A 15,248-nucleotide genomic window follows, 5' to 3' on the forward strand; every position below is an offset into this window, starting at 1 on the left:
AAGCAAAAAGCAGGATCCGTGTTATATGTCTCAGCAAAAGACAAAGCAGGCAATACAGGAAAAGCAACAAAAGTAACAGTGAAAAAATCCAAATAGCAAAACGCGAAGGCCGTTTAACGAATATGTTAAACGGCCTTTTTGTTGTGGGAAAAAAGGGAGGCTCCGTTCCATCAGCGATGCTATGAGCATGGAGTGAAATTTCAAATATGGTATTTCCCGTTTTAATATTGGAACTTCATATACTCTCTTTTCCAGTATGATGAATCTTTACTGGATCAAAGGAGATGAGAGAAAGAACATGGATGAAAAAACATCAAAAAATTGTTGCAGTGACTACAATGGCAAGCGCCAAGAAAATGCACTTATTTCATACCAGGAGGAAATAACATGAAAAAAGTAAGAGTAATAGTATTAGGGACTATTTTAGCTTGCTCGATTGGGTTAGGAACACTATCAGTTGAGGCTGGAAATGAAAATAACAAGGCCATGATCATCCAGCCTTTTAATGAAGTGACCTTTGGAGCTTTCGTTTTTATTTTCTTAAGAGCGACGATCCTTTTTTTAGCGATCATCGCGGTCGGGTTTCTGTATAAGGTGAAAAGTGATGAAGTCTAAGCAAAAAAAAGTATATGTATCACTGCTGCTTGTTCTGTTATTTGGATGTTTATGGATGACCTATAATATTCATTATTTAAAAATCAAGCTGCTGGACCCATCGTATCCGTTGATCATTGATATAAGTGGAAGTGTAGAAGGCTACCTCTCGGTTAAAAATTTACTGATCACATATATGATTCCTTTGTTATTATTTTATCGTTTTTTTATTGAAGATGAACATCCGCATATTATCGTTCGCTTAACATCAAGAATAGATATGTATCGGAGAAGGACCATCCAAGTTTTTATCAGTTCGTTTATCTTTGCGTTCATCATTTTATGGATTCATTTCGCAGCTGTTTTCTTATTCGATAGATTTCTTTTTATATCTTCTGATTTATGGAAACTATCACTTCTTAATCTAGCATTATTGACGAGCATTTATTTCACGATTGGCCTGCTTTATTATTTCATTTTTGATTATTCCAATACAATCATTGCGATGGGAGCGACCTTTTGTATTTGTTTCCTCTTATATGTGATGAAGAGTCAACTGAATTTGGCTTGGGGCCCTGCCAGCTCCGCAAATGTTATCGATCCATTGTTAAGCAGCGGCATTACAGGATATTATTCGCTAATCATGATTGGAAAAGAATTTTTTCTATCTCTCTTGATGGTTTTACTCGGGCTATTTGCGATCGAGAAAAAAGATTTCACGCTAGGTGCTTCTGATGACTAAACGAATCTTCTTAACGATGTTGAGCGTCATGTTGTTGCAGATTTTTATTTGATTATTTCGATGGCTCTAAAGCCGATCTTACGGGCTATATGATCGTTAGCGGAGTTCCGGTCAGTAATAAGTTTGTTGTATTGGGAAATGGTATATGTTTTTTTCTGGATTGAGTTTTTGGTCGATGGGTTATTTGCGGCAATATATTTCCGGTTATGGGGTCTACCTGATGATCAGGGAAAAAAGCAGGGTGAAGCTTGGATTTAGTAGAATCGGGAGCTTAATGATCCTTATATTTGGGTTATCTTTCATTCGATTTCTTTTTTCGATCGTATTCGCTTTTATAACTAATGAGGAACAGGCTTTTTTTATGATGAAGTCCATTCATTGATTTGGATAACAGGTCTTTATTTGATGTCCAATTTTGTCTTGATTTTCATCCAAATGTCACTCGAACTGCATGTTACGGAGGAAGTAGCTTTATTGCTGACGAATGTTTATCTGCTTGTTTCGGTCACTTTGGGCGGAGTTCTTTTATCTGCGCAAAAGCTGACGTGGTTACTCTATTTTTTTGTTCCCAATTTCGGGATGTATGTAAGAAGTGATGTCCTTGAAAGGGGCGGAATATCAGCAGTACATGCTTATATTGTACTAACCGTAATGACGCTCATTTTAACTGTTTTAAGATATGGACGATTAAAGAAAATCGATTTAATTTAACGAGGTGCACAATGACGACAATACGAATTAACTCTTTACATAAGAAGATAAGGAAGAAAACACTTTTGCATGATATCAATTATGAGTTTAACAGTGGGAACATTTATGGTTTGTATGGAAGGAATGGCTCCGGTAAAACGATGCTGCTTAGAGCGATGGCAGGATTAATCATGCCAAGCTCAGGAGAAATTGCCATAGACGAAAAAATTCTTCATAGGGATATTTCCTTTCCTGCCAATATTAGCGTCATTATTGAAAACACTTCGCTGCTGCACCAATATGACGCTTATACAAATCTGAAAATTTTAGCGAAAATCAGGAACATCGCCACGGATGAAGATATTAAAGTGAATATAAAAAGAGTCGGCCTTGATCCGGAATCAAAAATGAAGGTAGGAAAATTTTCGTTAGGAATGAAGCAGCGTCTAAGTGTCGCTCAAGCGATATTTGAAAAACCGGACATCTTGTTATTGGATGAACCCACCAATGCGATTGACGAAGAAGGTGTTACGCTAGTCTATAGGATTTTGAAGGAAGAAAAAGAGCGCGGCGCACTCATTCTGTTGACAAGCCATTATAAACAAGACCTGGAAGATTTAGCCGATGAATATATAAAGATGGATAATGGAGGAATCGTCCTTGACTCTAAATAAAACCATAGCCGCGTTATCTTTACTCGTATCAATAAGCGGATTCCTTATTTATAAAGTGCACATTGTTCCATCAGAGATGAGTGCCGATCATAGAAATACGGAAAATAACACAGCTTCCTATAAGGTGTTGGAGTCACAAAACATCATCGTCGGGAAGGATATCGATCCGGGCTATTATGACATTAAAGCCCTCGATAGTGAAGCGGAGTTTTTTGGCGATAAAATGCACAAAAATGCTGTTATACATGCAATACCTTTTTATGGGAATTCGAAAATGTCAATTAACGGGAAATTTGATTTCAAGCCTTCAGAATTTAAAAAAGTCGTGAAAAAAAATCAACAAATCATCATGAAAGATCCTGGATATTATGTGGTCGGTACGGAAATCCCGGCGGGGAATTATGTACTAGCAAGAACAAGCGATAAAATCCGAGTGTTTGTCGATATAAAAGATGAAACGCAAACCGAAAGTTTGCAAACGATTCAATGGGAAATCGGTAAAAAAGTGAAAAAGCCAATCGTGCTTAACCTGAAAAAGGGCTATAACGTCTATTTTGATAAAAGGGGAAAAGATGGCTATATCTCAAATGCAGGTGATTTGATATTGGAGGTAAATGAGCAGGAAAACGAGTAGTGCACTGGTCAATATAATCTACAAGGTAAGGGACCCTAATTGGGTCCCTTACTGCATTTTAGTTGTTCACGAGTAATGAGTTGTTAAAAAGCGAAGGCCGATCCCATTTTAAATTAAATAGGGTGCTTGCTAATTCCAATACATGTACAATAAGGGTAAGAATTTCCGTTCAAATAAAAGGAGGATGGATGATGATTGATCTACAATATTTCGAGCGTTCAGATATAGAACAATTAATAAACTGGATACCTTCAGCTGAATTTGCATTGCAATGGGGTGGTCCTGCATTCCAATATCCGTTAACGGAAGAGCAACTAGAAAAATACCTTGAACAAGCGAACAAAGAAGATTCTGATACATATATTTACAAAGTAATAGACCAAGACTTACAGAAAGTGATTGGACACATTTCTTTAGGGAAAGTCGACCGAGTTCATAGATCAGCGAGAGTAGGAAAGGTATTGGTCGGTTCACCGGAAGTAAGAGGAAAAGGGATTGGTTTTGAAATGATGAAAGCCATTTTGACAATTGCTTTTGAAGAACTAAAACTACATAAAGTAACCTTAGGTGTTTTTGATTTTAATACATCTGCGATTCGTTGTTATGAAAACGCTGGATTTGTTAGAGAAGGATTTTTAAGGGATGCTCGTAAAAATGGTGATGAATACTGGAATTTGATTGAAATGGGTGTTCTAGAAAACGAATGGCGTGGACTGATTAAAAGATAGGGGATTGGGGTTACAGCTGCATGATCCGAGAATTTTATAAGGTGATACTACGACAAATAGTAGTATCTCCTTTGTGTTTTCAGGAGCAAAAATTAAATTAGTGTAACCAACCAACATGGAACAGATGACTCCTTTTTCCTTTAAGCTGTTTCTTCATTAACATGAACATCTACCCCCGCAATGTCGCCTCTTCGATCTTAAAGCATGCATGTTCATTTTCATAATGTCAGATTGGGTCTTTCGCGTTTTAATTATGAAACTTCCCATCACCTCTTTTCTAGTAATATAGCTGGTAACGGAAAAAATGAGAGGAGAGAAGGACTATGCAAGAAAAAGCCATGGCAACGTTAACGTTAGCACCGAACTCTACATCGTCATCAGTGAGAGCTGCTGTTAATAGTGCGATTCTAAGCGTTTCAAAATATCAAAGGAATGGAGCAAACGGAAACCGAGGGACCGTTCTCCTCTCGAAAGGGAATTTCACGGCGAGTGCTTTATTGTGATGCGATCTGGAGTTACATTGGAAGGAACCATGGAGAACGGCAAGTCGGTCACGACAATCTGTACCGAATCGAGAAGTGCCCCGGTTACCATCAAAATACTGGTAAGTCAGGCGAGCATTGAAAACCTTAATCTGGATGGGAAAAGAAAAACAGAAGATACCGTAACAGGGGAGCCAAGGAAGAGCAGCAGCCATCCAAGCGATGGCTGCTTTTTTCGGCCGGGATTTCATCGGCAGCTATTTTGTAAATTCACTCCTCAAAAGATAGATGACATCATATGCTTTTAATGCGTCAATATGGCTATCCATATCATGATAAAAATCAGTGGAAAGAGAACTCATGCCATCATGATTGCTTGAATAACCAATGCTCGCAAATACAGGCTTGCTCGTATTTTTCAGGTCAATTTTATCTATACTGCCCGATACGCTGGCAGCCTTCTTTTCGATTTTTTCAGGGAAAGTGGCTGTACTTGTGCCGCCGCCGTTTTGAATCGTGATATTGAACATGGAAAGATTTTGTTCGTCATCCGTTTTTGATGTTGTAAATATGATTGTCCCATTCTTTTCAATCTCTGCCGTCAGGCGGCCTTTTTCAGCTTCGACAAGTTTACCAGCTTCATATTTTTCGACCCAGACAGACAATTCCTTGTATGTATCATCAACATTGAAATCGATAAGCATGGCATTTTCACTTGTATTGGCGAGTATGGCCTGCTCCCTTGCTGTCAGCTTAGGGACGGAAAGAGTATTGTCCGCTTTTGGCTGATCCTCCTTGCATGCAACGAGAGTTAAGGAGACTAGGCATAAGGCGAGCGATAAAAGGATTTTCTTAATGTTGTTCACCTCCGAAGTCTGAAATTCTAATTAAATCCAATTCTTATATATTATAACATTAGCAATAGGATTAAAAGAAAACGTCCTGATTTGTACAATGAACGTTCCTTTCCACTCAGACTCTCGCGCCTTCCGTTTCCATTCCCGACATCCCGATTGCCTACATTGTAGCTGGAGAGAATCCCAATTGCGTGTGGAAAACGCAATTTATACGAAAATCGGCCTCAAATCCGATGCAAAGCCCAAACTCGCGAATAAAAGCACGAAATTGACGAGTAAAGTCGTTAAACTTGCGAGTAAAAGTGCCGAATTCGCGAGTAAAGTGGATAAACTCACGAGTAACGCAAGAAATATCCGAGAATCGGCCCTCCCAATCGCGTGTGGAAAGCGCAATTTATCCGAGAACCGTCCTCAAATCCGATGCAAAGCCCAAACTCGCGAGTAAAAGCACGAAATTGGCGAGTAACGCAAGAAATAGCCGAGAAACGCCCCCTCCAATTGCGCGCGGAAAGCGCAATTTATACGAAAACCGCCCCACTTATCCCTAAGCAAAAAGAAGGCAAGCATTCCTGATGCTGTGCCTTCTTTTTGCATTTAGTATGGCTGGGAAAGGGCATTGTTGGCTGAGTCGACGTCATTTTGGAGCAATTGGTTTAAGTCATAAGCAGGGTAAAGATTCCGTTCATATAAGTAGTTGAAGATTTTCGCATGGTTATCGATGGCTGCATTTAAGTGCTTCGTGAAAACTTTTCGCAAGGAGGGGGTTGCCGTTTCCGTGATGGCCCCTGCATAATTTTTGATCAAAGATTTCGCAAGTCCAAGCAAATCCCCTGCGGCTGTGGCGGATGCATCGTCTCTTAATGCCGCATCGGTGCTGCTCAACTTAGGGGTCAGCGGGTAAAATTGGAGCAAATCGATGATGTTCTGGGAAAGTGTCTCGATCATTTGCTTGAATATCGTTTTTAGAATGGGGTCTGTTATTTCCGGGTAGGCTTTTTTCAATTTCATAAGGGCATTGGACTGGGAAGCGACCAGTTCATGAAGTTCAAGCGTTTCATGCCATGCAAGATGTGAATGATTGGGTGTCATGCAAATTCCTCCTGAACAAATAATCTTGATACGTTATTCAAACAGTGGGCGATTGGGAAGTTGTCTCGGGTAACCGTTGGACATCCGGAATGAGCACCGCCCCGTTACAGGAGGGACTTGTTGACTAAAAGACGTGATCATTGATATTGCTCGAGAACAGAGAAGAACTTTTTGGCGAATTGGTAAAAAACCTTCTCGGAAGGGGCCAAGTCCCTGTTTTTCGGCGTGATGATGCCGACAGTCCGTTTGACTTCCGGCGTATCGATCGGAATCTTGACGGTCAGTCTGGGAATGACTTCATAAAAGGTGCTGTCAGGCAGCAGGCTGACGCCGATTCCGGCCGATACAAGACCCTTTATCGAATCCATGTCTTCACCTTCCGAGGCAATGTTCGGTGTAAAGCCCGCGGCCTTGCATGCTTCGATCGCGATGCTATGAAGGATGTATCCTTTTGGGTATAAGACGAATGGATCATTTCTTAAATCACTTAGACGCAGGCTTTTCCGTTCAGCGAGTGGATGCGTGATCGGCAGTAATGCAGAAATATTTTCGGTGAATAAGATATGGCCTTCGATATCAGGGTCGTTCGTCGGAATCGGGCCGAGAAAGGCTAATCCGATTTCACGGTTCTTGACAGCTTCCTTCAGGGCGGAGTATGACCCTTGCCTTAAGTGGAACGCGATATTGGGCTGTTCATCCTTAAAGGCGGAAATGACGGTAGGCAGCAAATGGGTCGAGAGGCTTGATGGGAACCCGATTTTAATGGTTCCGTGTTCAGGATCCAAAAATTCTTCAATTTGGTCTTTAGCATATTCAATCGCCTTTATCGCCGTTTTCGCATGGATCATAAATATTTTGCCAATTGGGGTTAATTGAATATTTCGGCCGACTTTTTCAAATAAAAGAACGCCCAGCTCATCTTCCAGCCTGGAAATTTGCCGGCTGATGGCAGATTGTGCGATATGCAGGTGCTCCGCGGCCTCAGAGACATGTTCTCTTTCGGCCACTTCAACAAAATAACGTAATTGACGTAGTTCCATTTATTCATCCCCCGAGCATTCATCTCAATTTGAGATAGATTATACATGAATTATATATTGTTTATATCGATTTGAAAACCTAGAATAAAATGTAAGTGACATAACGGTGTAAGAATACGATGGGGGCGATTAATATGACATACAATCAAATACCAAAAGCACAAGGGCTCTACCATCCTGAATTTGAACATGATGCATGTGGTATCGGTTTATACGCTCATTTAAAAGGGCTTGCTACACATGACATCGTCAAACAAGGACTGAAGATGCTGTGTCAATTGGATCATCGCGGCGGACAAGGCAGTGATCCCCTGACGGGAGATGGCGCAGGACTGATGGTGCAGATTCCTGATGCATTTTTTAGGCTGGCATGCCCGGAAATGAATTTGCCAGCAAAAGGGCGCTATGGTGTAGGTATGCTCTTTTTCTCAAACGATGATGACGAACGGAATGAAATCGAAGCTCGCTTGAATGAATTTATCGAGCAAGAGGGCCAAACGCTGTTAGGCTGGAGAACGGTTCCTGTAGATGCAGGGAAAATCGGGGAAGTCGGCAAGGAGACATGTCCGACGATCCGCCAAGTATTCATCGGGGCCAGTGAAACCATATCCGATGATTTAGCGTTTGAGCGTAAATTGTTCATTATAAGAAAGCAAGCGGAAAACTGGGCGCGTGAACGTGGAAACCGTTTTTATTTTGCCAGCCTTTCGAGTGCCACGATCGTTTACAAAGGATTGTTGACACCGGAGCAGGTGGATGCTTTTTATCTTGACCTTCAACAGGAAGCTTTTGTTTCGGCTTTTGCTTTAGTGCATTCCCGCTTCAGTACGAATACCTTTCCGAGCTGGGAGAGGGCGCATCCAAACCGTTATCTGATCCATAATGGCGAAATCAATACGCTTAGAGGTAATGTGAATTGGATGAAGGCGCGTGAACAGCAGTTTGTTTCGGAAGCATTCGGAGAGGACCTGCAAAAGGTGCTGCCAATTTTGGATATAGACGGCAGTGATTCCTCCATCCTTGATAATGCCCTTGAATTTTTCGTGCTTGCGGGGCGTAAACCGGCCCATGCGGCGATGATGCTCATTCCTGAGCCGTGGACGGAGAATCCGCATATGACGAAAGAGAAGAAGGCATTTTACGAATATCATAGCATGCTCATGGAGCCGTGGGATGGTCCAACCGCCATTTCCTTTACGAACGGCAAGCAAATCGGGGCCATCCTGGATCGAAATGGTCTTAGGCCGGCACGGTATTATGTGACAAAAGATGATTACATCATTTTCTCCTCAGAGGTCGGCGTGATCGATGTAGAGCCTGAAAATGTACTATATAAAGATCGTTTAAGCCCAGGAAGAATGCTGTTAATAGATTTGGAGGAAGGGCGCATTGTATCCGATGATGAAATCAAATCCGAGATGGCCCAGGAAAATCCATATCAGCAGTGGCTGGACGAACAGCTTGTACAACTAAGCGACGAAGAATCGGTGTCAGGGGATCAGCCAATTGGTGATTTGCTATTTAGGCAAAAAGCGTTCGGATACACCTATGAAGATGTCCAAAAATATTTATTGCCTATCATCAACGAGGGCAAAGATCCATTGGGAAGCATGGGGAATGACATTCCGTTAGCGGTGTTATCCGATCGCCCCCAATCATTATTCAACTATTTCAAGCAATCCTTCGCACAGGTGACCAACCCGCCAATCGATTCGCTTCGTGAACAAATCGTCACGTCCACGATGACATTCCTTGGAGCGGAAGGGGATTTGCTGAAACCGGATAAAACGAACAGCCGCCGCATTCAATTGGATACACCTGTATTGACGCCAGCTCAGATGCAGCAGATAAAAGAGAATGCGTTTCCTGAATTTCAAAGCAAGGTCATACACACGCTATTTTCAGAAGATTTGGAGAGCGAGCTCGAGCGCATTTGCCGTGAAGCGGAGCAGGCGATCTCCGAAGGCATCAGCCTTTTGATCTTATCCGATCACGGGTTGACCGAGGAAAATGCCGCAATCCCATCCTTATTGGCTGCGAGTGCCCTTCATCAGGAGCTTATCCGCCATGGGAACCGTACGAAAGTGAGCATCATCGTTGAATCGGGGGAAGCAAGGGAAGTCCATCATTTTGCATCACTGATCGGATATGGCGTGGATGCGATTCACCCGTATCTTGCCTATGAAACGTATAAGCAGGCGATATTGGAAGGCAGCCTGACCGTCAGCTACGAGGAAACCGTAAGGAAGTATGTACGCTCGGTGACGGAAGGCATCGTAAAAGTGATGTCGAAAATGGGGATTTCCACGATCCAAAGCTATCGCGGAGCACAAATTTTCGAAGCGGTCGGAATCGGCGCGGAAGTCATCGAACGCTATTTCAGCGGGACGGCCTCGCAGCTTAGCGGGATCGATTTGGATACGATCGCGGATGAAGCGTTGATACGCCATAGAAAAGCTGCTGCTGGCTCCTATGACCAAACCCTTGAAAGCGGAAGCGATTTTCAATGGAGAAAAACGGGCGAACATCATGCCTTCAATCCGAAAACGATCCATACCCTGCAATGGGCTTGCCGCAAAGGCGATTATCAATTATTCAAGCAATATTCAAACTTGGCGAATGAAGAAAGACTCGGGTTTTTACGGAATTTATTCTCGTTCGACCAAAAGCGCCAAAGCATTTCCATCGATGAAGTGGAATCCGTTGAATCGATTGTCACCCGTTTTAAAACGGGCGCGATGTCATTCGGTTCTTTGAGCCAGGAAGCGCATGAAACATTGGCGATTGCCATGAACCGTCTCGGCGGAAAAAGCAATAGCGGTGAAGGCGGGGAGCATCCAAGCCGTTACCATTTGGATGAAAACGGTGATGACCGCCGCAGCGGGATCAAGCAGATCGCATCCGGACGTTTCGGTGTAAAAAGTCATTACCTCATCAATGCCGACGAGCTCCAAATCAAGATGGCACAAGGCGCAAAGCCTGGTGAAGGCGGCCAGCTTCCAGGGAATAAAGTATATCCTTGGGTCGCAGAGGTACGTGGTTCCACCCCTGGTGTGGGCTTGATTTCACCGCCTCCGCATCATGATATTTATTCGATTGAAGACCTGGCGCAGCTGATTCACGATTTGAAAAATGCCAATCGTGATGCCAGGATCAGTGTCAAGCTTGTGTCAAAAGCAGGTGTCGGCACGATTGCGGCCGGTGTTGCCAAAGGTGCCGCGGATGTCATCGTCATTAGTGGCTATGATGGCGGCACGGGTGCATCACCTAAAACAAGCATTAAACATACTGGGCTTCCTTGGGAGCTGGGCCTTGCTGAAGCGCACCAAACCTTGATGCTGAATGGACTGCGCAGCAGGGTGGTCCTCGAAACGGATGGAAAGCTGATGACGGGACGCGATGTGGTCATGGCGGCGATCCTTGGAGCGGAAGAATTCGGGTTTGCCACGGCCCCTCTTGTAGTCCTTGGCTGTGTCATGATGCGTGCGTGCCATCTGGACACATGCCCAGTCGGGGTAGCTACCCAAAACCCTGAGCTTCGCAGCAAGTTCACTGGAGATCCGGATCATGTCGTCAATTTCATGCGTTTCATCGCTGAGGAAGTGCGGGAAACGATGGCAGAGCTTGGTTTTAGAACACTGGAGGAGATGGTCGGCCGCACGGATGTTTTGCAAGTGAGCGAGCGGGCACAAAACCATTGGAAAGCGAAGCATCTGGACTTGACGACACTTCTTTTCCAACCGGAGGGGATACGTACGTATCAGCTTCCTCAAAACCATAAAATCGAAGAAGCATTGGATATCCGAAAAATTTTACCGATGGTACAGCCGGCATTGATTGATCAAGCCCCGGTGGATGTCAGCTTCCCCATTACAAACGTGAACCGTGTTGTCGGGACGATTGTCGGAAGTGAAGTATCCAAGCGATATGGCGAAATCGGCCTGCCTGAAGATACGATCACATTGCGGTTTACCGGCTCTGCGGGCCAAAGCTTCGGCGCCTTCATTCCAAAAGGAATGTCGTTATATTTGACAGGCGATGCCAATGATTATGTGGGGAAAGGGCTGTCCGGCGGTAAAATCATTGTTTCGGCACCTGCTGGCAATCAGATCGAGGCCGGGGACAATGTCATTGCCGGGAATATCGCCTTATATGGTGCAACAAGCGGTGAGGCGTACATCAATGGACGTGCCGGGGAACGCTTTGCGGTACGGAACAGCGGAGTCAATGTCGTCGTTGAAGGAATCGGTGACCATGGCTGTGAGTATATGACCGGAGGACGTGTAGTCATCCTGGGCAATGTCGGCAAGAACTTTGCGGCGGGCATGTCAGGCGGCATCGCCTATGTCCTTGCTGATGATGCAGAGGAATTCAAGGCATTATGCAATGCTGAAATGATCGAGTTCGAGACGCTTGGCGATGAGGCCAGCGAGGTTAAAGAAATGATTCACAGCCACCTTCATTATACGGAGAGTGCCAAAGCTTCCTATGTACTGGAGAACTGGGACGATTTTGCAAAGAAATTCGTGAAAGTCATTCCTAAGGATTACAAACGGATGATGAGAAGCATCGAAGAGCAGAAGCAAGCAGGATTAACGGATGAAGAAGCGGTCATGAGCGCCTTTCAAGCTAATGCCGTTCAAGATAAAAAAATCACGAAACAAGCAGTGATGCTGTAAGAAAGGGGAGAGAAAGATGGGAAAAGCAACAGGATTTATGGATTATCCGCGAGAAAAGCCAAAAGACCGGAATCCTCTCACTCGTTTAAGCGATTGGAGAGAATATTCAACTCCTTTCTCTGATGAAAAATTAAGCATACAGGGAGCGCGGTGTATGGACTGCGCTACCCCATTCTGCCATATGGGCATGGAATTGAACCGTGTCACGACAGGCTGCCCGATCAATAATCTGATCCCTGAATGGAATGACTTGGTATTCCGTGGCAGATGGAAGGAAGCGCTGGACCGTTTATCGAAAACGAATAATTTCCCTGAATTCACCGGGCGCGTCTGCCCGGCCCCATGTGAAGGGTCTTGTACGGTGGCGATCAGTGATCCTGCGGTTTCCATTAAAAACATTGAACGGACGATCATCGATAAAGGGTTTGAAAATGGCTGGATCACGCCACGCATTCCCGAAAGCAGGACCGGCAAGAAAATTGCCATCATCGGTTCCGGCCCGGCAGGATTGGCGAGCGCCGATCAGTTGAATCAAGCCGGTCATTCCGTCACCGTTTACGAACGTGCTGACCGTGCAGGCGGCCTTTTGACATACGGCATCCCGAACATGAAGCTGGAAAAAGATGTCGTTGCCCGCCGAATCAAATTATTGACGCAGGAAGGCATCGATTTCGTCACGAACACAGAAGTCGGAAAAGATATTTCAGCCGAGGAACTGCAGGAGCAATATGATGCGGTCATCCTCTGCACAGGTGCCCAAAAACAACGGGACCTGGAAATCGAAGGCCGCAGGGCTGCTGGCATTCACCTTGCAATGGATTACTTGACGACGTCGACCAAAAGCCTGCTCGACTCCAATTTTGAAGACGGTCAATTTTTAGATACAAAGGGTAAGGATGTCATCGTCATCGGCGGAGGAGATACAGGAGCTGACTGTGTCGCAACTGCCCTTCGCCAAGAATGCAGAAGCGTCGTCCAATTCGGGAAGCATCCGATCTTGCCGGCAAACCGTACCTCCGATAATATGTGGCCGGCTTATCCTAATGTCTTTTCACTTGAATATGCCTATGAAGAAGCGGAAGCGAAATTTGGAGCAGACCCGCGTCAATATTCAATCCAAACAACGAAAATCGTAGCCGATGAAAATGGAAACGTTAAAGAACTTCATACCATCTCCATGGAAAAAATCAAAGACGAAGATGGAATCTACATTTTCAAGGAAATCCCGGGAACGGAAAAAGTATGGCCGGCACAATTCGTATTCATCGCAATCGGATTCGAAGGAACGGAACAACCGCTATTGACCCAATTCGGCGTAGAAACGGTCAATCAAAAAATAGACGCCGTCTACGGCAATTACAAAACGAATGTCGAAGGCGTATTCGCTGCCGGAGATGCAAGAAGAGGCCAAAGTCTCATCGTTTGGGCAATCAATGAAGGCCGTGAAGCAGCACGTGAAGTCGACCGCTACCTGATGGGCGCCTCCGTCCTGCCCTGAATATAAAGAAGCACCATAATGGTTATGGTGCTTCTTTTGCTTTTTCCTGCGGGCGAATATGATCGGAATTGGCGAGTAAAGCAGCCGAATTGGAGGATGGATCGGAAAATTGGCTGAAAAAAGCGGAAACTCGCAAAATAAGGAGACGGATATTAGGTTTAGGTTTTCGGTATACGTTCACAAGGCGAACAGGATAAGATTCCTGTTCGCCTTGTGAACAACATTAGCTTCTGTAATCAGCTTCTTGAAAATGGCCAAGTGTGCTGGCAGTGAGAGAGTGGACAGCTTTAATTATTTTCGCTGATCGTACTTCATCTCCGCCTATGGCTTGAAGCAATTTTTCATTTAATTGCAATTTTGTTAGAGGGTTTGCAGGACTTCCTTTAGGTGTATCGATTCGTTTCGATAGGGCCATCCCGCTTGTTGTAGTCACGGTCACGATTGTGAACCGTCCCTTAGGGAGTGCCTCTTTGTTTGGCTCGATCGTTGAATCAATGATTCTATTTACTTTTTGAAAGGATGCTCTCCATGAAGAGGGGATGGGGTTGGTTCCAAAAGAGGCAAATGATAGGGGCTTGCCTGTAAGGGCAAGCCATACGATATACTCTATTGAAAATCTTCCTTCTTCACCAGTCTCAGGGTTATGGTGTATTAATGCTGCATCACCGTTGGGAGGAAAGCTGACCTGCACCGATTCGATATCTTCATCGGACAAACCGTATGTCCGATGTAAAAAGGTAGCGGCATCGACGCCATGTGCCGCAGCAGAACAAAATGGATATTGTTTAAACCATAATCCTGGAGTTACGATCCGCCATGTCTTTCCCCAATTCTCCGTAAAATCGCGAACACCTTTTTCTGCATATACCTCAAAGAAACCATTTAAAAAGTCGGGGTTGCTATGTAATCCCATGCGGACCCAATCAGCGGAATCCACTGCGTTTTTAGCGGCAATCCCTACATGGAGCGGTTTTATCACCGTGCCAAATTGGAGTCGCAGACCCGCTGATTGAGTAGCGGCTAGACTCATTGTTTCAGCTATTAAGCGTGGTGAATATTCCCGTAAATAAGCAACCGCCCCAGCTGCTGCTATCACGCCAAGTGTAGCTGTACTATGCCACCCTTTTGTATAATGATAAGGGTTCATGGCTTCGCCGAGGCGAGCCATGATTTCGACACCAATCACATAGGAAGCTAAAAACCGTTTCCCATGCATTTCCCGTTCCCCAACCGCAAATAAAGCAGATAAAATAACAGCGCTCGGATGACCTCGAACATCTGAATGTACATCATCATAATCCAGTAAATGAGCTTGAAGGCCATTAAATAGTGCCGCTTGTGACCTTGTTGCATGTAGGTGGCTGCCAATCAAGTAACCCGTCGCGTTTCCTCCTTCTTCCAGTATGATTTGTTTTAAAATCATCATTTCTTTTTCAGATTTTGTTTGATAGGAAACAGCGAGATAATCAAGAATTCCTTCAATGGCAGATTGTATGACAATTTCTTTGTCCAATGGATTGGAGTGATACACCGCTTCAGAT

Annotated in this window: 14 protein-coding genes; 10 read left to right on the forward strand and 4 right to left on the reverse strand. The window is 44.3% G+C overall.

Annotation, left to right across the window (positions count from 1 at the left end; translation table 11 throughout):
- Positions 1–387 precede the first annotated feature (387 nt).
- From CVN76_RS23655 to CVN76_RS23690, 8 genes are all read left to right on the forward strand, one after another.
- Positions 388–615: a hypothetical protein gene (locus tag CVN76_RS23655; RefSeq protein ID WP_100530416.1), complete on the forward strand. Its 228-nt coding sequence runs from the start codon at positions 388–390 to the stop codon at positions 613–615.
- Complete coding sequence (locus CVN76_RS23660) at positions 605–1,336, forward strand: WxPxxD family membrane protein (protein WP_100533271.1); 732 nt, start codon at positions 605–607, stop codon at positions 1,334–1,336. Before CVN76_RS23655 ends, CVN76_RS23660 begins: the two co-directional genes overlap by 11 nt.
- A gap of 145 nt (positions 1,337–1,481) precedes the next feature.
- Positions 1,482–1,718: a hypothetical protein gene (locus CVN76_RS32480; protein WP_100533272.1), complete on the forward strand. Its 237-nt coding sequence runs from the start codon at positions 1,482–1,484 to the stop codon at positions 1,716–1,718.
- Positions 1,715–2,047 (forward strand): DUF2705 family protein, encoded by a 333-nt coding sequence (locus CVN76_RS23670; RefSeq protein WP_100533273.1) that lies wholly within the window; start codon positions 1,715–1,717, stop codon positions 2,045–2,047. The genes CVN76_RS32480 and CVN76_RS23670 overlap by 4 nt, the downstream gene beginning before the upstream one ends.
- 11 nt (positions 2,048–2,058) lie before the next feature.
- Entirely contained in the window at positions 2,059–2,700 is a 642-nt protein-coding gene (locus CVN76_RS23675) for an ATP-binding cassette domain-containing protein (RefSeq protein ID WP_100533274.1), read from the forward strand.
- Positions 2,687–3,334, forward strand: coding sequence for a hypothetical protein (locus CVN76_RS23680; protein ID WP_100533275.1), 648 nt, complete (start codon positions 2,687–2,689; stop codon positions 3,332–3,334). Before CVN76_RS23675 ends, CVN76_RS23680 begins: the two co-directional genes overlap by 14 nt.
- A 191-nt stretch (positions 3,335–3,525) precedes the next feature.
- Positions 3,526–4,062: a GNAT family N-acetyltransferase gene (locus CVN76_RS23685; protein WP_100533276.1), complete on the forward strand. Its 537-nt coding sequence runs from the start codon at positions 3,526–3,528 to the stop codon at positions 4,060–4,062.
- A 323-nt stretch (positions 4,063–4,385) separates the two neighbouring features.
- Positions 4,386–4,565, forward strand: a complete 180-nt coding sequence (locus CVN76_RS23690; RefSeq protein WP_100533277.1) for a hypothetical protein — start codon at positions 4,386–4,388, stop codon at positions 4,563–4,565.
- 236 nt (positions 4,566–4,801) lie between these two features.
- Here CVN76_RS23690 and CVN76_RS23695 read toward each other — a convergent pair whose 3' ends face one another.
- From CVN76_RS23695 to CVN76_RS23710, 3 genes are all read right to left on the reverse strand, one after another.
- Complete coding sequence (locus tag CVN76_RS23695) at positions 4,802–5,410, reverse strand: hypothetical protein (RefSeq protein WP_100533278.1); 609 nt, start codon at positions 5,408–5,410, stop codon at positions 4,802–4,804.
- Positions 5,411–5,995: 585 nt separating this feature from the next.
- Complete coding sequence (locus CVN76_RS23705; protein WP_100533280.1) at positions 5,996–6,490, reverse strand: spore coat protein; 495 nt, start codon at positions 6,488–6,490, stop codon at positions 5,996–5,998.
- Positions 6,491–6,627: 137 nt separating this feature from the next.
- Positions 6,628–7,530 carry a LysR family transcriptional regulator gene (locus CVN76_RS23710; RefSeq protein ID WP_100533281.1) on the reverse strand — a complete coding sequence of 301 codons (903 nt, stop codon included), beginning with the start codon at positions 7,528–7,530 and terminating at the stop codon, positions 6,628–6,630.
- 134 nt (positions 7,531–7,664) lie between these two features.
- Here CVN76_RS23710 and gltB point away from each other — a divergent pair, with 134 nt between their 5' ends.
- Both gltB and gltD read left to right on the forward strand, forming a co-directional pair.
- Positions 7,665–12,209, forward strand: coding sequence for a glutamate synthase large subunit (gltB, locus tag CVN76_RS23715; protein ID WP_100533282.1), 4,545 nt, complete (start codon positions 7,665–7,667; stop codon positions 12,207–12,209).
- 16 nt (positions 12,210–12,225) lie between these two features.
- A complete protein-coding gene (gene gltD / locus CVN76_RS23720) occupies positions 12,226–13,707 on the forward strand; it encodes a glutamate synthase small subunit (RefSeq protein WP_100533283.1) in 1,482 nt (493 codons plus the stop codon).
- 223 nt (positions 13,708–13,930) lie between these two features.
- Here gltD and CVN76_RS23725 read toward each other — a convergent pair.
- Positions 13,931–15,248, reverse strand: a 1,318-nt coding sequence (locus CVN76_RS23725; RefSeq protein WP_157805777.1) for an MmgE/PrpD family protein, incomplete at its 5' end; no start/stop codon positions are given.

The sequence above is a fragment of the Bacillus sp. mrc49 genome, from assembly GCF_002803435.1.

Excerpts from the sequence above, each read along its gene's own strand:
- CVN76_RS23655 (WP_100530416.1), top strand. The coding sequence starts at position 388 with ATGAAAAAAGTAAGAGTAATAGTATTAGGGACTATTTTAGCTTGCTCG.
- CVN76_RS23660 (WP_100533271.1), top strand. The coding sequence starts at position 605 with ATGAAGTCTAAGCAAAAAAAAGTATATGTATCACTGCTGCTTGTTCTG.
- CVN76_RS32480 (WP_100533272.1), top strand. The coding sequence starts at position 1,482 with ATGTTTTTTTCTGGATTGAGTTTTTGGTCGATGGGTTATTTGCGGCAA.
- CVN76_RS23675 (WP_100533274.1), top strand. The coding sequence starts at position 2,059 with ATGACGACAATACGAATTAACTCTTTACATAAGAAGATAAGGAAGAAA.
- CVN76_RS23685 (WP_100533276.1), top strand. The coding sequence starts at position 3,526 with ATGATTGATCTACAATATTTCGAGCGTTCAGATATAGAACAATTAATA.
- CVN76_RS23690 (WP_100533277.1), top strand. The coding sequence starts at position 4,386 with ATGCAAGAAAAAGCCATGGCAACGTTAACGTTAGCACCGAACTCTACA.
- CVN76_RS23705 (WP_100533280.1), bottom strand. The coding sequence starts at position 6,490 with ATGACACCCAATCATTCACATCTTGCATGGCATGAAACGCTTGAACTT.
- CVN76_RS23710 (WP_100533281.1), bottom strand. The coding sequence starts at position 7,530 with ATGGAACTACGTCAATTACGTTATTTTGTTGAAGTGGCCGAAAGAGAA.
- gltB (WP_100533282.1), top strand. The coding sequence starts at position 7,665 with ATGACATACAATCAAATACCAAAAGCACAAGGGCTCTACCATCCTGAA.
- gltD (WP_100533283.1), top strand. The coding sequence starts at position 12,226 with ATGGGAAAAGCAACAGGATTTATGGATTATCCGCGAGAAAAGCCAAAA.